Consider the following 18,138-nt stretch of genomic DNA (forward strand, 5'->3'; position numbering starts at 1 on the left):
CCAGGCGATGCGGCATCTGCGCGCCGGCGCCTACGGCGTCTGCGCGGTATTTGTTCTTGTGCTTGTCGGTCTGGCCTGCTGGCCAAGGACTTGGCTTACCGTCCGTGATGCCGACGGGCTGCGTTATGCGTTTGTCGTCGCACAGGACAACCGCTTCTCGCTAACCTGGATGCACTCGGTCGAAAAAGAGAACTGGGTCGAGACCTTTCGTATCGTCAATCAATCGATCGTGCTGGTTTCGACCCGGTTCAAGACCTTTGGTGCCGGCGTGCCCGATCAGGCCGGCCAAACCACGCGTCTGGCCAACGGTTGGGTGGTCATGGAAGCAATCGATCGGGTGGTCGACCCGCTGGCCGTGCAGGCAGCCGCGGCCGAGCATTATCGGATGCGCTACGGTGACCGCTGGTTCGCCCTTTCACGGGCTCATGACGCGCCGATTCTGACGTTCGCGGTACGCCGGGCGACGGTCATCGGTATGTGGGATGGCATCGTCGGTGCCTGGCGCGCCACGAAGACAGGAAGACCATGAATCAAGCCCAGCAAGCGCCCGCCGCAGAGCCGGCCGTGGCCGATCCGGAAACACTGGAAAAATACGACCGCGAAAGCCGCGTACGGCATGCCTTGCCCAAACGGGTGATGCAGTTCGTGATCGCGCTGAGCGTGCTGCTGGCGCTGTTTCATCTGTATACCTCGTTTTCCGGGCCGCTGGTCGACGTGGTCCAGCGCAGTATTCATCTGTATGTGCTGCTCGGGCTGACCTTCGTGCTCTACCCCTGGGCCATGCGCGGTGCGCGCGATCGCGTGGCCTTGGGGGATGTGATTCTGGCCGTGGCCGCCTTCGCGATTGGCGTTTACATGGTGGTCTCGGCCGACCGGGTGATCGCCTCGGCCGGGCGGATCAATACGCTGGACATGATCGTGGGCCTGGCCGCGCTGGCTCTGGTCATCGACGCTGCGCGACGGGTGACTGGCTGGGGCCTGCCGGGGCTGGCGATCGTGTTTCTTGCCTACGGCTTCTACGCCAAGCTGTCGTTCTATCCGCAGCTGACCGAATCCATCGTGCTGGCGAGCACGCGCCAGATCGTGTCGCATCTGGTCTATATCACCGAAGGCCTGCTGGGCACGGCTATCGCGGTGTCGGCCAGCTATATCATTCTGTTCATTCTCTTTGGCGCGTTTCTGGTCAAGTCCGGGCTGGGGCGGCTGTTCAACGATCTGGCTCTGGCCCTGGCCGGGCCCAGTCGCGGCGGGCCGGCCAAGGTGGCCGTCATCGCCAGCGGTTTTCTCGGCTCGATCAACGGTTCGGCCATCGCCAATGTGGTGACCACCGGGGCGTTCACCATTCCCTTGATGAAGCGCACCGGCTATCGGGCCAACTTCGCCGGGGCAGTGGAGGCCGCAGCCAGCGTGGGCGGCCAGATCCTGCCGCCGATCATGGGCGCGGCCGCCTTCATCATGGCCGAGGTGCTGTCGGTGCCCTATACCCAGGTCATGCTGGCCGGCATCATCCCGGCGCTGCTGTTCTATCTGGGCATTCTGTTTCAGGTGCACCTGCGCGCGCTGCGCAACGGCCTGGAAGGTATTCCGCGTTCCGAGCTCACGCCGCTGAAAAGCGTGCTACTCGAGCGCGGCCATCTGCTGCTGCCCATGGTCGTGCTGCTGTGGCTGATCTTCGACGGGCGTGCGCCGTTCTTTGCGGCGTTCTGGTCGATCGCGGCCACGGTGCTGATCTGCGGCACGCGCAATCTGGTGCTGGGTCTGGCGGCGGTGCTGGTCGCCCTCGTATTCGAACCGCAGATCTGGGCGCTGATCGAATCCCGGCCATTGCCCGGCCTGCCGGCCTCCCGGTTATGGCTGTTCGCGATCATCGCGGTACCGATGGCCATCAATGCCATTCGCAGCCAGCTGGGGCTCGAATCGGAGGTCATGGACCTGGCCGATTGTCGCGATGCTATGACGGAGGGCGTACGCAACTCGATTCCGGTGGCGATCGCCTGTGCGGCGGTGGGCATCGTCGTGGGCGTGGCGACGCTTACCGGCATCGCGCTGGATGCCGCGGATGCAGTGGTCAACCTCGGCCAGGCCATTCCCTCGGAGATGGTGCGTTTACTGGTCACGCTGGCGCTGACGATGGGCGCATCGATCGTGCTCGGCATGGGCCTACCCAGTATTCCCTGCTACATCATCACCTCGACCATGGCCGCGCCCATTCTGCTCAACCTGCCCCTGTTTCGGGAGCTGGCGGGGTCGAACGACACGGCCGTGTTCGTGGCCCATATGTTCGTGTTCTATTTCGGCATATTCGCCAATCTCACCCCGCCGGTCGCGCTCGCGGCCTATGCCGGCGCCGGTATTTCCGGCGGCTCGCCCAACGCCACCGGGGTTCAGGCCATGAAGCTGGCGATTGCGGGCTTCGTGGTGCCCTATATGTTCGTGTTCGCCCACAGCATGCTCATGATCGATGCCACCTGGCTGAATGTGGCCACGGTCGCGATCACCGGGGTGGTCGGCGTGGGCCTGCTCGCCGTTGCGGTGGAAGGCTACCTGCGTCGGCCGCTGGGCGCGCCCTGGCGGCTGCTCGCGCTGTTCGGCGCGCTGGCGTTGATCTATCCGGGCTGGATCAGCGACGCGATCGGCGCGCTGATTGCCGTGGCGTTATTCATGTTGGGTGCGACGGGCCAGGCCGAGCGACAGCCGGCGCGTTGAACCTGCGGGTACGAATCCGCAAACAACCTGATTCGGTAACCGCGATAGCCTGTTACGCTCGCGCCGAGACACTTGAATGACAGTAAGCAGACTATGACCAAGAACCTGACCGACTGGGAAACCCTGGAACGCGACGAAACCCGCGGTTTCGAAACCATCGGCATCGAAAAGGAAGGCGGCTGGGAAATCGAAGTGCGCTTCGACGACGAGACCGAATCCCGGACCACCGACCGCACGCCCAAGACCCGCGAGGAAGCGATCGAAACCGGGCGCGAACTGGCCAAGATGGGCTAGTCAGGGGCAGCCCGAATGGCCCGCGCTCGAGCGTGTAAAACACGCCCGAGCGCGGGCTTTTTTGTGGGCGCAATCAATGGCGGTCGTATGCGTTGGCTGCTGGTTATCGCATCTACGTGATATTGCGGATTTGACTTGATATGCGAAACGGAGGATTTTCTTAAAAGCCGCTGCCCAAGGCAGCTGACCCCGAACGGAGGCGATATGGCCACACCCGCAGAACACATCAAGCACACCGACGACGGCAAGCCGGACGTCATCCCCGAGCGTCGGGATCTGCATTTTCTGCCGCCGGAAGACCGTATCAACGACTGGCACAAACTCGGGCCCCATGTGACCCAGTTCATGAATGCGTTGAGCCTGTTCTTTCCGGCCGGCGAGCGCATGTTCATCGATGCGGTTCGTGACTATCGCGACGAGATCCCCGATCCCGATCTCAAGAAGGCGGCGACCGCCTTCATCGGCCAGGAAGCCATCCATAGCCGCGAGCACAAGGAATACAACGAGCTCATGACGCGCCACGGCCTGCCGGCCGCGCAGCTGGATGCCTTCGTCTGGTCGTTTCTGGATTTCATCAAGAAACGTACGCCGCGCTCGTTTCCGCTATCGGCCACGATCGCACTCGAGCACTTCACCGCGCTCATGGGTAACTCGATTCTGGATTTTCCGGAGACGATGGAAGGCTCGCAAGAAGACTACAAACGCATGTGGCAATGGCATGCGCTGGAAGAAATCGAGCACAAATCGGTCGCCTTCGATGTCTACGATCGCTGTATCGGCCGTGGGCCGATCGCCTATGCCGAACGCGCCACCGGCATGCTCGTGGCCACCGCCATCTTCTGGCCCCTGGTGGCGTATTTCTATTACCGCATGAGTCAGGCCAGCGCCGAATGCCGCAAGGTAGGCTGGCGTGGGCATCTGAAGGTGCTCAATACGCTGTTCGGTACCGCGCCCGGTGTACTACGCCGCCAGCTGCCGGAATGGGCGGCGTATTTCCGCTACGGCTTCCATCCCTGGCAGCAGAACAACAGCCATCATCTCCAGCTCATCGACGAGCTGGTGGAAAAGACGGACGCGGCCTACGCCACCAAGCACTAGGATCGAGCCGGGCGGCGGACAAGGCATAGGCCTTATCCCCGCCCAGGCGCGCTGACGATGATCACGCCGCTAATGATGGCGATACCGCCGAGCACGAAGTTCCAGGTCAGCGCCTCGCCCAGCAGCAGGGCCCCGAAGATCACGCCGAATACGGGCGACAAGAACGAAAACACGCCCAGCCGGGACGCCAGATATCGGCGCAGCAGCGCGAACCACAGCAACAGCACGCCGAAGGCGATCCCGAACGTCTGAAAGCTCATGCTCAAAAGCACCGGCGCGGTGACCCGGATGTCGCCGATATGGCCGAGTGCGGCGGCCAGGATCAGCAGCGACACCCCGGCGATCGTGAGCTGGTAGGACAAGGTCAGCGTCGGGCGTTGTTCGGACAGGGCCGTGGTACGAATGACCACCGTCGTCGCGGCCCAGCCCATGCCGGCCATGGTGCCCAGGATATCGCCCACGATCAGCGAGCCCACGGCCGGGCCGCCGCCCGCCGTGCCGCTCGGCGCCATGGCCAGCACGATACCGGCAAAGGCGATCGCGATGCCGATCCAGTGGCGCAGGCCCAGCTGCTCGCCGGGTACGAGAAAATGCAGGCCGAGGGCGGCGAACACCGGTGCGGTATAGAGAAACACCGACATATGCGAAGCGGTGGTGTATTCCAGCCCGAGTGCCACGAAGCAGAATTCGGCGGTAAAGCCGATGCCCACGGCCACGCCCGGCCAGAACACCGCCCGGGCATCGGCCAGCCGTACGCCGCGGGCATAGGCCACGCCAATGACGAGGATCGCGGCCAGCATCGAGCGGATCGCGATCTGCGCGATGGGGGCGATATCCGCGGCGACCCATTTGATGGCTACCTGCTGCAGCCCCAGCGCCAGACAGAACACGAGCATGAGCAGACTGCCTTGCATATCCAGCGCGCGGCGGCTGGCCGGAGCGAACGTCTGGGTCATTTTTTCTGCATGTGTATTCATGCTGCGATCGCGGGGAAATGGCGCGCATAGGAAAGCACCGGCCGGGGGTGCGCGCAAACCATTAAACTGCAGGCCCAGGCTCAGGAAAACTCAATCGCCATGATCGACCGCCTGCCCCTGAACTCGTTGCGCGCGTTCGTGTGTGCTGCACGCCATGAAAGCTTCAAGGCGGCCGCTTCGGATCTGCATGTCACGCCCGGCGCGATCAGTCGCCACGTCAAGCAGCTCGAGGCCAGGCTTGGCACCGAGCTGTTCGAGCGTCATGCCCAGGGTGTACGCCTGACCCAGGGCGGCGCGCGCCTGGCCGAAGAATGCGGCGCAGCGTTCGCGCAGCTGGCACGCAGCGTTCAGGCCGCGTCACGTGCGAATGCCGGTAGTACGCAATTGACCGTGAGCGCATCGCCCTCGCTCATCCAGCACTGGCTGCTGCCGCGCCTGGCCGATTTCGAATCCCGCTATCCCGACATCGGCCTGGCGCTGGAGGCCAGCGCCCAGCTGGTCGAGCCCGGCTGGCACGAGGACCGGGCGCAGTTGGCCATTCGTTACGGGCAGGGGCCGTGGTCGGGGGTGCGTAGTACGCGCTTGATGAATGAAACCCTGTTCCCGGTGTGTGCGCCGTCGCTGCTGGAAAACGGCCCGCCGCTTGAAACGCCTGCGGATCTGGCCGGCCATACCCTGTTGCATGTGAAATGGCTGTCGAACCAGGCGGAACTGTTTCCGGGCTGGCGCGAATGGCTGGAGGCTGCGGGCGCGCCCGGCATCGAACTCGATATGCATCGGCGTTATTCACTGTTCGGGCTGGCGCTGGATCAGGCCATCGCCGGGCATGGCGTGGCCCTGGCGACCAGCGTACTGGCAGCCGACCGGCTGGCCAGCGGGGTACTCGTGGCGCCCTTTGGCAGCCGCTATGTGATGGCATCGCCGTTCACCTATGAGCTGCTATTGCCGGGCGCGGGCGAGGTGCCAGCCGCCGCACGCGCCTTTGCCGACTGGCTGACCGATCAGGCCGCGCGTTTTCGCAGCAGTACGCCATAGCACGAATCTTGCAGCGTCGAATGGACGCCGTATGTACGGTAATCGGTTGCACCGAGGGGCGTCGGGGTTTCCGATCAGGCACCGGATCAGGTCTAATGCGCGCGTTCGCCCGCGAATCGCCGATAAAGGAAGTTGCTCATGGACGAGAACGTGACCGTCATCGATCATCCGCTCATCGCACACAAGCTCACGCTGATGCGACGCAAGAACTCGTCCACGCAGAAATTTCGCAGCCTGCTGCGCGAGGTCGCCCATCTGCTGACCTACGAGATCACGCGCGATCTGGAAATGACCACCGAGCGCATCGAAACTCCCATGCAGGAGATGGATGCGCCGACCCTGGCCGGCAAGAAGCTGTGCTTCGTATCCATTCTGCGTGCCGGCAACGGCCTGCTGGAAGGTATGGTCGAGCTCATGCCCTCGGCGCGCGTCGGCCATATCGGCATGTTTCGCGATCCGGATTCGCTCGAAGCTGTCGAGTACTACTGCAAGGTGCCCCAGGATATCGGCGAGCGCCGCGTGATCGTGGTCGACCCGATGCTGGCGACCGGCAATTCGGCGATCGCCTCGATCACGCATCTGAAAAAGCAGGGCGCGAAGAACATGAAGTTCCTGTGTCTGCTGGCGGCACCCGAAGGCGTGGCCGCGCTGCGTGAAGCCCATCCCGATGTGCCGATCTTCACGGCCGCCATCGATGAGCGGCTCGACGATCACGGCTATATCCGCCCCGGTCTGGGCGATGCCGGCGATCGGATGTACGGCACCAAATAACACGTCGACCCCGTGCGCGGGCGCCCGACGGCGCTCGCGTCAATGCGTAAGAGGGCAGAGGATGGCGAACGAGCCACAACAGCACGCCACGGCGGACAGCGTTTATCGGCTGCGTGCCCGCGATGGTCTGCTCGGCGCACAGATGCTGTTCGTGGCCTTTGGCTCGCTCGTGCTGGTGCCGCTGCTCACCGGGCTGGACCCGAATGTGGCGCTATTTACGGCCGGGCTTGGCACGCTGGTCTTCCAGATCGTCACCCGCGGGCGCGTGCCGGTGTTTCTGGCCTCGTCCTTCGCCTTCATCGCGCCGATCATCTACGGCGTCGAAACCTGGGGTATACCCGGCACGCTCTGCGGGCTGATGGCCGCCGGCGGCGTCTATATGCTGTTGTCGCTGTTCATTCGGCTGCGCGGCGTCGGCGTGATCACCCGACTGCTGCCAACCATTGTCACCGGGCCGGTGATCATGGTCATCGGGCTCGTGCTCGCGCCGGTGGCGGTCAATCTGGCCATGGGCCTGGATGGCAACGGCAACACCCAGCTGGTCGAGCCCGCCGCGGCGATGACCGTGTCTTTCGTGGCACTGGCGGTCACGGTGGCCGTATCGCTGTTCGCCCGTGGCTTTCTGTCGCTGGTGCCGATTCTGTGTGGTGTGGCGGCTGGCTATGTGCTGAGCATGACGTTCGGCATGGTGGATTTCGCCCCGATCGCGGCTGCGCCCTGGTTTGCCGTACCGAACTTCGTGGCCCCGGAATGGAACTGGCAGGCGGTCCTGTTCATGGTGCCGGTCGCCATCGCGCCGGCGATCGAACACTTTGGCGATATCGTGGCCATTCGCTCGGTCACTGGGCGCGACTACCTGAAAGATCCGGGCATTGATCGCACCATGCTGGGCGACGGTCTGGCCACATCGCTGGCGGCCGCCCTCGGTGGGCCGCCCAATACCACCTATTCGGAAGTCACCGGCGCGGTCACCCTGACCCGTGCCTACAACCCGGCGCTGATGACCTGGGCGGCAGGGTTTGCGATCGTGTTCGCCTTCGTCGGCAAGCTCGGCGCGTTGCTGGCGAGCATTCCCACGCCGGTGATGGGCGGCATTATCGTGTTGCTGTTCGGCGCGATTATTGTCGTGGGCATGAACAGCCTGGCCAAGACCGAAGAAGATCTCGCCGAGCCGCGCAATCTGGCCATCATCGGCATCATTCTGGTGACCGGCGTAGGCGGGCTGCGTTTTTCGGCTGGCGAGTTCTCGCTCGAAGGTATCGCCCTGGCAGGCGTGCTGGGTGTGCTGCTCAATCTGCTTTTGCCCTGGGGGCCGACGCGGCGCTGATGTTGACATCGATGGATGTCACGTTATCTACTGCGGTGTCGATTTGGCACGGATACCGCTCATGCCGCAGGTTGAAAAACACGCCCGTCCCGCGATCCACCACGATGTGATCGTCATCGGTGCCGGCTTTTCCGGCATCAACGCCGGTATTCGGCTCAAACAGCAGGGCATTACGGATTTCGCGATTCTCGAGCGCGCGGACGACGTGGGCGGCACCTGGCGCGACAACACCTATCCGGGCTGTGCCTGCGATGTGCCTTCGCATCTGTATTCCTATTCCTTCGAACAGAACCCGGACTGGTCAACGACCTATTCCGGCTCGGCCGAGATCCAGGCCTATATCCAGCGCTGTGCCGAGAAATACGGCCTGCATGATCACCTGCAATTCGGTGTGGGCATCGCGGCGGCCGAGTTCGACGATGCGCGGGGCATCTGGCATCTGACGGCGGAGGACGGCGCGTGCTACACCGCGCGTGCGGTGGTCTGTGCGGTCGGCGGTCTGGTCGAGCCTGCGACGCCGAATTTCGCCGGTATGGATGATTTCAAAGGCGAAATCATGCATACCGCCCGCTGGAATCACGATATTTCGCTGGCCGGCAAGAAGGTCGCGGTCATCGGCACCGGCGCCAGCGCGATTCAGGTGATTCCGGCGATTGCACCCGAGGTGGCACAGCTGAGCGTGATTCAGCGTAGCGCGCCCTATGTGCTGCCCAAGCTCGACAAGGCGCTGCCGGATCTGATGAAGACCACGTTCCGACGCCTGCCGTTTGCCCAGACCGCGTTTCGGCGGGCAATTCTGGCGATCACGGAAGGGCTGGTCGGCCCGGCGGTGATACTGAATTCGCCGCTGGCCACGGGTATGAAAAAGCTTGCGCTGTGGAATATGCGCTCGACGGTCAAGGATGCGGCGCTGCGCGAAAAACTCACGCCGGACTATGAAATCGGCTGCAAGCGCGTGTTGTTTGCCAGCAACTATTACCCGGCGCTCACCCGCGACAACGTGACGGTCGAAACCGCCGGTATCGAGCGTTTTACCGAAAACGGCCTGCGCCTGAGCGACGGTCGCGAGATCGAGGCCGATGTAATCGTCACCGCCACCGGTTTCAAGATCAATATCGCCAGCCCGCCGTTTCCCGTGATTGGCGAAAACGGCGTGCCGTTGGCCGATATCTGGGACGGGCCCGGCGGCAAGGCCTACAAGGGCGTAGCCACGGCCGGCGTGCCGAACTGGTTTTTCATGCTCGGGCCGAACACGGGGCCGGGGCATACCTCGGTGCTCATCTATACCGAGGCCCAGGCGCGCTACATCACCCAGGCGATCGCAAAGCTGCTCGACGACGAACTGACAGCGATCGCGGTTAAGCCCGACATCATGCAGCGCTATCACGAAAAGCTGCAGAACCGGATGCGCTATACGTCGTGGACCTCGGGCTGCCAGAGCTGGTATCTGGACGAGCACGGCGAAAACCATACGCTGTTTCCGGGCCTGGCCACGGAATACGCGCTGTCGATGCGTCGCTTCAAGCTCGGCGAATACGAGGTCGTGCGCTAGAGCCTGCGACCGATCTGTCTATCTTATTCGCGTTTCTTAGCGTTCATTTGTGGACCCTATGCCTGCCCGGTTGCAGTCGACTGGGGGTGTGGGGGTGATGCGGCAGCAGCCGCCGCTAGCCGGCGCCGCTCGCCGCAGGCGGCGGATGGCGATAGCGCATGAACACCAGCACGCCGACGAGCACCGCCGCGCCGCCGATATAGTGGCTGGTTTGCGGCAGGGTGCCGAAGATCAGCCAGGCCAGCGCCGAGGCACCGATCGGCTCGCAGAGCACCACGACCGAAATCACCGTCGCACTCACCCAGCGCATGCTCCAGTTGAATACCGAATGGCCGAGCAGGGTAGGAAAGATCGCCAGGCCCAGGAATACGGCCCAGTCGGTATCGGCATAGCCGGCCAAGGCAACATCGAGCGTTGCGCAGTAGCCGAACAGCACGACGGCCGCCGCGGCGTAGACTACGAAGGTATAGGCATTGAGCGACAGATGCTGGCGTGCCTGAAAACCGACAAAGAAATAGCCGGTCGCCAGGGCCGCGCCCAGCAGCGCGAGGGCATCGCCGAACAGCGCCAGGCCGGAGACGGCGATATCGCCCCAGCCGATGATCATCGCGCCCGCGATCGAAAGTGCGGCACCGGCGAAGGCTTTCAGGCGCAGACGCTCGCCGAACATGGCATAGGCCAGCACGAAGGCGAACAGCGGTTGCAGTGTGGTCAGGGTGACCGCGCTGGCCACCGTGGTGTAGTCCAGCGACGAAAACCAGCTCAGAAAATGAAAACCGAGCAAAACGCCGGCCGCGATACAGCGCAACAGATCGCTGCGCCGCATGGTGGCCAGCTCGCCGCGATGCCGCCAGGCCACCATCGGCAACAGCATGAGCGCTGAAAACAGCATGCGGTAGGCAGCTACGGCCGGCGCCGGCGCGTCGGCAAGCTTGACCAGCGGCGCCGAGGACGACACGCCCAGTACGGCGACGACCAGTGCGAACGGGATTTTCCAGCGGACGGGTTCGGACATCGGTTTCACGCGTCGGGCGTGGCGGTACGCATCGCAAACGACGAAGCCCGCCGAATGGCGGGCTTCTTCTGGCGATCGCACTGGGCGATCGCGCCGTGGCTACGCCGCGTCTATTTCACGACGTCGGCAATCGCGTTGCAGACATAGTCGAGATTGGCGCTGTTGAGCCCGGCCACGTTGGCCCGGCCCGACTTGACCATGTAGATGCTGTGCTCGTCACGCAGCTTTTCGACATGCTCGGGCTTGAGCCCGGTGAAGGAGAACATGCCGCGCTGTTCGGCGACATGGGCAAAGCGCTCATCCAGACCGTGCGGGGCGAGCGCTTTCACGAAATCGCTACGCAGGCCGTTGATACGCCCGCGCATTTCGTCGAGTTCCTCGCGCCACATCGTGGTCAATTCGTCCGAATTGAAGATGGTGGCCACGATGGCGCTGCCATGCCCGGGCGGGTTGGAATAGTTCTCGCGGGCGGTGATCGCCAGCTGCGAACGCACATCGGCCATGTCGTCGGCGTCCTTGGCCACGGCAATGAAGCAGCCGGTGCGCTCGCGATAGATGCCGAAGTTCTTCGAGCAGGACTGGGTGATGAGCATCTCGTCGAGCGTGTTGGCCAGCAGGCGCACGCCGTAGGCGTCTTCATCCATGCCGTCGCCGAAGCCCTGGTAGGCGAAGTCGACCAGCGGCAGCAGCTCGCGCTCCTGCAGTACGGCCAGCACCTGTTGCCACTGGTCCTGCGACAGGTCGAAGCCGGTCGGGTTGTGGCAGCAGGCATGCAGCAGCACCACGTCGCCCTGCGGGATCTGCTTGAGGGCGGCGAGCATGCCGTCGAAGTCGAGCCGGTTGTCGGCATCGACATAGGGATACTTCTCGATATTCAGCCCGGCCGCGCCGAATACGCCCAGATGGTTCGGCCAGGTGGGGTTCGACAGCCAGATCGACTTGCCGGGCAGGTTGGTCTTGATGAAATCTGCGGCCAGGCGCAGCGCGCCGGTGCCGCCGGGCGACTGGGTCGCGCTCGCGCGATTGGCGGCCAGCACGTCGCTTTCGGCGCCGAACACGGTCTTGAGAATGTCCGCGCCGTATTCCGGATCGCCGTGCGAGCCGATATAGGCCTTCGTTTTCTCATTATCGATGAGCAGCTTTTCGGCTTCCTTGACCGCGCGCATGATCGGCGTATTGCCCTGCTCGTCGCGGTAAACGCCGACGCCGAGGTCGACCTTGTTCGGGTTGCTGTCGTTCTTGAAGGCTTCGATCAGCCCGAGAATGGCATCGCCGGGGACTCGCTCAATCGATTCGAACATCGTTTTCCTCGTGTGTCGCTGCACCGCGCCGTACGCGCGCGGGTTTCGCCCCGTAGTTTAACGTCTCGGCGTGCATGCTGCCGAATAGCCGCGCGGTGCGAGGCCCCACGGCAGGCGCCGGGACGGCGGTGGGTCACGATCTGACCCACCGCCTGGGCCAGGCTGGACGCATGTCCGATACGGCTTATCTCGACGATCTCAACGATGCCCAACGCGAGGCCGTAACCCATGGCCTGCATATCGACGGGCGTTTCGACTGCGACCCGCTGCTGGTGATTGCCGGCGCGGGCAGCGGCAAGACCCAGGCGTTGTCGCATCGCGCCGCCCATCTCGTGCTCTCGGGCGTGGATCCACGGCGTATTCTGCTTTTGACGTTTTCACGCCGCGCGGCCGACGAGATGACCCGCCGTGCGCATGCGGTGGTCGATGCAGCGTTCGCTGCCCGCGGGCGGCGTACGGCGGGCCTGAAGCTGCCCTGGGCCGGGACGTTTCATGCCATCGGCGCACGGCTGCTGCGCGAAGAAGCGGCGGCGCTGGGGCTCGATGAGCAGTTTTCGATTCTCGATCGCGGCGATGCGGCCGATCTGCTCGACGTGTGCCGCCAGAACCTCGACCTGGGCGCCGGCAAGACCCGGTTTCCACGCAAGGACACTTGCCTGGGCATCTATTCGCAGGTGGTCAATCGCCAGACCACCCTGGCGGACGTGCTGGCCACGCGCTATCCCTGGTGCACGGAGCATCACGAGGGGCTCAAGACCCTGTTCGCGGCCTACACCGAACGCAAGCTCGCCCGGGCCACGCTCGACTACGACGACCTGCTGCTCTACTGGGCGATGATGATGGGCCACGACGCCCTGGCCGAGGCCGTAGCCGGTCGCTTCGACCACGTCCTGGTCGACGAATATCAGGATACGAACATCCTCCAGGCCGCCATTCTCAAGCGCCTGTGCCCGGACGGGCGCGGGCTGTGCGTGGTCGGCGACGATGCCCAGGCGATCTATGGCTTTCGGGCTGCCGAGGTCGCCAATATCCTCGGCTTTGCCGACGACTACCCCGGCTGCATGACGGTACGCCTGGAGCGCAACTATCGCTCCACCGGGGCGATTCTCGATGCCGCCAACGCGCTCATCGGCGAGGCGAGTACGGGCTATCACAAGACCCTGTACAGCCATCGCGGGGCGGGCATGAAGCCGCGCCATGTCACCGTGCGCGACAGCGTGGACGAAGCCCGCTACGTCGTCGATCGCGTGCTCGAACGCCGGGAAACCGGGGTCGAGCTCAAGCAGCAGGCAGTACTGTTTCGCAATGCCCAGCATGCCAACGACGTGGAGGTGGAGCTGATTCGGCGCGATATTCCGTTTCGCAAGTACGGCGGGCTGAAGTTCCTCGAAGCCGCCCACGTGAAGGATCTGCTCGCGCTGCTGCGCCTGGCCGAAAACCCGCGCGACGAGATTGCTGCCTATCGCGCTTTCCAGCTCGTACCCGGCGTGGGGCCGGGCACTGCACGCCAGGCCTACGAGCACCTGCAATCGCATAACGACGCGCTGTCGGCCCTGGCCGGCTTTCGCCTGCCGCGCGGCGATCGCGACGTATGGCAGGCCCTGGCGGGCCAGCTTGCCGAGGCGGTGCATGCCGACTGGCCGGCCGGCGTCGAACCGCTGGCGGCCTGGTACAAGAACATGCTCGACGAACGCTTCGAGCCGCCCACCACGGCCCGTGCCGGGGATATCGACGACCTGGTGCGCATGGCCGCCCAGCACGCCGATCGAGCCGCCTTTCTGACCGATCTCACTCTCGACCCGCCCTCGGCCACCGGCGATCACAACGACGATGCCCATCTCGACGAGGATTATCTGGTGCTATCGACCGTGCACAGCGCCAAGGGGCGGGAGTTCGACAGCGTGTATCTGCTGCACGTGGCCGACGGCACCTTTCCGAACGAGTATTCGACGTCCAGCGACGCTGCGCTCGATGAAGAGCGCCGGCTGATGTATGTGGCTTTCACGCGAGCGAAGAACACGCTGGAGATCGTCTCGCCACTGCGCTATTACGTCACCGAACAGCATCGCCACGGCGACCGCCATGTCTATGGCGCGACCAGCCGTTTTCTCACGCCCCGCGTCATGCGCCATTTCGAAGCCGTCACCGACGGCGCGGTCGAACCGGCGCGCACATCGGCGCCACAAACGCCGCGCCCGCCGCAGATCGATATCGCAGCGGGCGCAAGGGCGCTGTGGCAGTGAGTCGGCAGAGCTTTCCTAGACGCCGATATCCTCGTTCCACAGATCCGGGCGCTCGCGCATGAAGTCGACCATGAGGGCTCGACAGCCGGCATCGCCCAGCACTTCTACGTCCACACCGCGTTCGGCGAGCAGGGCTTCTTCGCCCATGAAGCTTTCGTTTTCGCCGATCACCACGCGCGGAATGCCGTAGAGCAGGATGGCACCGGTACACATCGCACAGGGCGAGAGCGTGGTGTAGAGGGTGACGTCCTTGTAGAACGAACCGGGGCGGCGGCCGGTGGCTTCGAACGCGTCCATTTCGGCATGCAGGATGGCGCTGTCCTGCTGTACGCGACGGTTGTGGCCGGCGCCGACCACCTCGCCGTCGCGTACCAGCACGCAGCCGATGGGCACGCCGCCTTCATCCCGGCCGAGCTGGGCCTGTGCCAGGGCCTGGGCCATGTAATCGCTATGGTTCATCACAAAACATCCGCAAAAGCGCGAGTTTAGGCGCTCATGCGCTGACAGGCGAGCGGGCCGGGCGCGGCTGACGGCACGGGGCGTATGGGTAGAACTGCGAATAGGCAGGACTAACGCCGCGCGCTAACAATCATGTACCAGGGCGTGCCGTCATATCTCGTGATGACACACCCCAGGCACGGGAGTCGATATGTCCACACAAGACAAGCTTGCCCGCTATCGTGATCGCCGTGACGCCGAGCGCAGCCCGGAGCCTTCGGGCCAGGCGGGCGCGGGCCAACGCGGCGACGCGCCGATTTTCGTGATCCAGAAGCACGATGCCTCCACGCTGCACTACGACTTTCGGCTCGAGATCGACGGCGTGCTCAAGTCCTGGGCTGTGCCCAAGGGCCCGTCGACCGACCCGCGCGAAAAGCGCCTGGCCGTGGAAACCGAAGATCACCCGCTCGACTATGCCGACTTCGAAGGCGTGATCCCCGACGACCAGTACGGCGGTGGCACGGTGCTGGTCTGGGATACGGGCGCCTTCGAAAACGCCAAGCGCGACGATAACGGCGATATCGAAAAGAGCCTGGCCGAGTGTTTTGCCGATGGGCATCTCACCGTGGTGCTGCACGGCGAGAAGATCAGCGGCGGCTATTCGCTCACCCATTTCCGCAGCGAGAACGGCAAGCGCCAGTGGCTGCTGGTGAAGATGGACGACGCCCAGGCCGATGCCCGGCGTAACCCGGTGAACACCGAACCCGACTCGGTATTGAGCGATCGCGGCCTTGCCGACATCGCCGCCCAGGAGCAAGACCATGACTGACTGGCGCGACGCGTTGCCCGAGCGCGTGCTCGACGACACACGAAACGTAACCATGCCGCGCCATTTCGAGCCGATGCTGGCCACGCTCTCCGATACACCGTTTTCGGACGAGGAGTGGATATTCGAACGCAAGCTCGACGGTATTCGCCTGCTCGTGTTTCGCGACGGCGATCATGTGGAGCTGCTGACCCGCAACGGTAAGTCGCGCACCGAGCACTTTCCCGAACTGGTGGCGTGTTTCGCCGAGCAGCCGCATCGGCGCTTTGTGCTCGACGGCGAAGTGGTCGCCTTCGACGGCAAGGTCACCAGTTTTTCGCGTCTTCAGCAGCGCTCCGGCATCAGCGATCCGGAAGAGGCTAAAGCGAGCGGCGTGTCCGTGTATTTCTATGCCTTCGACTGTCCGTGGCTGGACGGGCTGGATTTGCGCCGCGTGGCCCTGCGCGATCGCAAGCAGCTGCTGCGCAGCCAGTTCGATTTCGGCAAGGCGCTGCGCTACACCGCGCACCGCAATGCCTGCGGCGAGGATTATCTCGCCGAAGCGCGGGCCAAGGGTTGGGAGGGCATTCTCGCCAAGCAGGCCGATAGCCCCTACCGGCGCGGGCGCTCCAAACGCTGGCTCAAGCTCAAGTGCAGCCACGGCCAGGAACTGGTCATCGGCGGTTTTACCGATCCGCAGGGTAGCCGCAGCGGTCTCGGCGCGCTGCTGGTCGGTTATTACGATAACGACGAACTGCACTATGCCGGGCGAGTCGGTACCGGCTTCGACGAGCGCGAGCTCGAACGCCTGCGCGGCGCGCTCGATGCCATCGAGCGCAAGACCGCGCCGTTCGTCGATCCGCCCGCCGAGCGAGCCGGCGTGCACTGGGTCACGCCCGAACGCGTGGCCGAATTCGCCTTCACGGAATGGACCGACGACGGCCGCCTGCGCCACCCGAGCTATCTCGGCGAACGGGACGACAAGGACGCAAGCGAAGTCGTCCGCGAGCAACCCGAAAGCGCGCCATGAGTATCGAAATCGACAACGCCGACAAAGTGTTCTATCCGGATGCCGGCTATACGAAGGCCGATCTCGTCGACTACTACCAGCGCATCGCTGCCCAGATGCTGCCGCTCATCGAGGGCCGGCCATTGACGCTGCACCGTTTCCCCGACGGTATCGACGGCGTGAACTTCATTCAGAAAAGCGTCCAGGATCATTACCCGGACTGGATCGAGCGCGTCACCGTCGACAAGGAAGACGGCCAGATCACCCATGCCCTGGCCCCCGATGCCGATACGCTGGCCTGGCTGGTCGACCAGGGCACGATCGCTTTTCATGTCTGGCTATCGCAGGCCGACAAACCCCATCATCCCGACCGGCTGATTTTCGATCTCGACCCGCCGGGCGACGATTTTGACCAGGTGATCAAGGCCGCGCGCTGTGTGCGCGAGCGTCTGGACGCGCTCGGCTTGTCGTCGTTCGTGATGACCACCGGCTCCTCCGGCCTGCATGTGGTCGTGCCGCTGGATCGCAGCGCGGACTTCGACACGGTCCGCGATTTCGCCGAAGGCGTGGCGGAGCAGCTAGCCGACGAACATCCGGATGATTTCACCACCGCCCACCGCAAGGACAAGCGCCAGGGGCGGCTGTATCTGGATATTCGGCGTAATGCCTATGCCCAGACCGGTATCGCGCCGTACTCCCTGCGCGCGAAACCCGGCGCGCCGATCGCGACGCCGCTGGACTGGGATGAACTCGGCGACACCAAGATCGGCCCGCAGCGCTTTCACCTGGGCAATATCTTCCGCCGGCTCGCGCAGCGGGATTGCCCCTGGGCCGATATCGACCGCCACGCCCAAAGCCTGACCAAGGCGATTGACCAGCTCGACGATTGAGGCCAAAAGCGAACGGCTCGGCCCCTAAACTGAGCCGTGCCGTGCCAGGACATGGGTTACACCCCGACGCTCTCGCACCCGGGCAGGTACACGCCGGGCGTAAGCCGTGGGCCCACGTTGTACGTGAGTACGCATGAAACTCAGTTCGCCGCGCTCAAGCAGGCAGGTTGTCCGCAAATAAACGCGAAGACACGCGCATAAGGCGAAAGACAGCCGCGTAGGTGGATGAGATGGATCCGCTCCTCCTAATCGGCGTCAATGCGCCAGACTGATGATTCAGAAAACAGTCGAAAAGGAGCGGATCCATGCAACAGATTACGGAACTGGGTATCGATATCGCAAAGAACGTCTTCGAGCTGTGCGGTCTCAACGCCGCCCATGAGGTCGTCTACCGCAAACGGGTGCGTCGCCGTGAGTTTCTGGCCACGGTGCTTAATCTCGACGCCAAGCGCATCTATATCGAAGCCTGTGGCAGCAGCCACCACTGGGCGCGCCAGCTGCAACGCGAGAACCGGTCGGTGACGTTGCTTCCGCCGCATCAGGTCAAGCCATTCAACACCGGCAACAAGAACGATGCCAACGACGCATTGGCCATCGCCGTGGCCGGCACCCAAGCCAAGATTCGCCCGGTGGCGATCAAAAGCTTCGAGCAACAGGATATTCAAGCGCTGCACCGA

General features: G+C 63.9%; 17 protein-coding genes. 13 read left to right on the forward strand and 4 right to left on the reverse strand.

Annotated elements, in window-relative coordinates; translation table 11 throughout:
* Window positions 1-7 precede the first annotated feature (7 nt).
* The 4 genes from S4A8_RS08510 (at window position 8) to S4A8_RS08525 (ending at window position 4,098) form a co-directional block, all read left to right on the forward strand.
* Window positions 8-529 (forward strand): DUF1850 domain-containing protein, encoded by a 522-nt coding sequence (locus S4A8_RS08510; protein WP_353219823.1) that lies wholly within the window; start codon window positions 8-10, stop codon window positions 527-529.
* A complete protein-coding gene (locus S4A8_RS08515; protein WP_353219824.1) occupies window positions 526-2,706 on the forward strand; it encodes a TRAP transporter permease in 2,181 nt (726 codons plus the stop codon). Before S4A8_RS08510 ends, S4A8_RS08515 begins: the two co-directional genes overlap by 4 nt.
* Window positions 2,707-2,799: 93 nt before the next feature.
* On the forward strand, window positions 2,800-3,000 hold the full coding sequence (locus tag S4A8_RS08520; protein ID WP_293626642.1) for a hypothetical protein: 201 nt from the start codon (window positions 2,800-2,802) through the stop codon (window positions 2,998-3,000).
* Window positions 3,001-3,204: 204 nt separating this feature from the next.
* Window positions 3,205-4,098 carry a metal-dependent hydrolase gene (locus S4A8_RS08525; protein WP_353219825.1) on the forward strand — a complete coding sequence of 298 codons (894 nt, stop codon included), beginning with the start codon at window positions 3,205-3,207 and terminating at the stop codon, window positions 4,096-4,098.
* A 32-nt stretch (window positions 4,099-4,130) separates the two neighbouring features.
* Here the strand turns inward: S4A8_RS08525 and S4A8_RS08530 are convergent, their stop codons facing one another.
* On the reverse strand, window positions 4,131-5,075 hold the full coding sequence (locus tag S4A8_RS08530) for a DMT family transporter (protein ID WP_353219826.1): 945 nt from the start codon (window positions 5,073-5,075) through the stop codon (window positions 4,131-4,133).
* Window positions 5,076-5,174: 99 nt separating this feature from the next.
* On the opposite strand from S4A8_RS08530, the gene S4A8_RS08535 reads away from it, so the two are divergent.
* The 4 genes from S4A8_RS08535 to S4A8_RS08550 all read left to right on the forward strand — a co-directional run bounded on the left by S4A8_RS08535 (window position 5,175) and on the right by S4A8_RS08550 (window position 9,760).
* Window positions 5,175-6,110 carry a LysR substrate-binding domain-containing protein gene (locus tag S4A8_RS08535; RefSeq protein WP_353219827.1) on the forward strand — a complete coding sequence of 312 codons (936 nt, stop codon included), beginning with the start codon at window positions 5,175-5,177 and terminating at the stop codon, window positions 6,108-6,110.
* A 138-nt stretch (window positions 6,111-6,248) separates the two neighbouring features.
* Entirely contained in the window at window positions 6,249-6,881 is a 633-nt protein-coding gene (gene upp / locus S4A8_RS08540; RefSeq protein ID WP_353175337.1) for a uracil phosphoribosyltransferase, read from the forward strand.
* Window positions 6,882-6,942: 61 nt separating this feature from the next.
* Complete coding sequence (locus S4A8_RS08545) at window positions 6,943-8,208, forward strand: uracil-xanthine permease family protein (protein WP_353219828.1); 1,266 nt, start codon at window positions 6,943-6,945, stop codon at window positions 8,206-8,208.
* A 61-nt stretch (window positions 8,209-8,269) separates the two neighbouring features.
* Window positions 8,270-9,760 carry a flavin-containing monooxygenase gene (locus tag S4A8_RS08550; protein ID WP_353219829.1) on the forward strand — a complete coding sequence of 497 codons (1,491 nt, stop codon included), beginning with the start codon at window positions 8,270-8,272 and terminating at the stop codon, window positions 9,758-9,760.
* 115 nt (window positions 9,761-9,875) lie between these two features.
* Here S4A8_RS08550 and S4A8_RS08555 read toward each other — a convergent pair whose 3' ends face one another.
* Window positions 9,876-10,775 carry a DMT family transporter gene (locus tag S4A8_RS08555; protein ID WP_353219830.1) on the reverse strand — a complete coding sequence of 300 codons (900 nt, stop codon included), beginning with the start codon at window positions 10,773-10,775 and terminating at the stop codon, window positions 9,876-9,878.
* A 110-nt stretch (window positions 10,776-10,885) separates the two neighbouring features.
* Window positions 10,886-12,076, reverse strand: a complete 1,191-nt coding sequence (locus S4A8_RS08560; RefSeq protein WP_353219831.1) for an amino acid aminotransferase — start codon at window positions 12,074-12,076, stop codon at window positions 10,886-10,888.
* A 170-nt stretch (window positions 12,077-12,246) separates the two neighbouring features.
* Between S4A8_RS08560 and S4A8_RS08565 the strand changes: the two genes are divergently transcribed.
* Complete coding sequence (locus S4A8_RS08565; protein WP_353219832.1) at window positions 12,247-14,319, forward strand: ATP-dependent helicase; 2,073 nt, start codon at window positions 12,247-12,249, stop codon at window positions 14,317-14,319.
* Between the two features lie 15 nt (window positions 14,320-14,334).
* Here S4A8_RS08565 and S4A8_RS08570 read toward each other — a convergent pair whose 3' ends face one another.
* Window positions 14,335-14,778, reverse strand: a complete 444-nt coding sequence (locus S4A8_RS08570) for a nucleoside deaminase (protein ID WP_353175326.1) — start codon at window positions 14,776-14,778, stop codon at window positions 14,335-14,337.
* Window positions 14,779-14,968: 190 nt separating this feature from the next.
* Here S4A8_RS08570 and S4A8_RS08575 point away from each other — a divergent pair, with 190 nt between their 5' ends.
* The 4 genes from S4A8_RS08575 to S4A8_RS08590 all read left to right on the forward strand — a co-directional run.
* Window positions 14,969-15,586 carry a DNA polymerase ligase N-terminal domain-containing protein gene (locus S4A8_RS08575; RefSeq protein ID WP_353219833.1) on the forward strand — a complete coding sequence of 206 codons (618 nt, stop codon included), beginning with the start codon at window positions 14,969-14,971 and terminating at the stop codon, window positions 15,584-15,586.
* Complete coding sequence (ligD, locus tag S4A8_RS08580; protein WP_353219834.1) at window positions 15,579-16,592, forward strand: non-homologous end-joining DNA ligase; 1,014 nt, start codon at window positions 15,579-15,581, stop codon at window positions 16,590-16,592. Before S4A8_RS08575 ends, ligD (S4A8_RS08580) begins: the two co-directional genes overlap by 8 nt.
* On the forward strand, window positions 16,589-17,461 hold the full coding sequence (gene ligD / locus S4A8_RS08585; protein WP_353219835.1) for a non-homologous end-joining DNA ligase: 873 nt from the start codon (window positions 16,589-16,591) through the stop codon (window positions 17,459-17,461). The genes ligD (S4A8_RS08580) and ligD (S4A8_RS08585) overlap by 4 nt, the downstream gene beginning before the upstream one ends.
* 305 nt (window positions 17,462-17,766) lie before the next feature.
* The coding region (locus S4A8_RS08590; protein WP_353219836.1) for an IS110 family transposase at window positions 17,767-18,138 on the forward strand (372 nt) is incomplete at its 3' end.

The organism is Salinisphaera sp. S4-8 (genome assembly GCF_040361235.1).
Lineage (GTDB): Bacteria > Pseudomonadota > Gammaproteobacteria > Nevskiales > Salinisphaeraceae > Salinisphaera.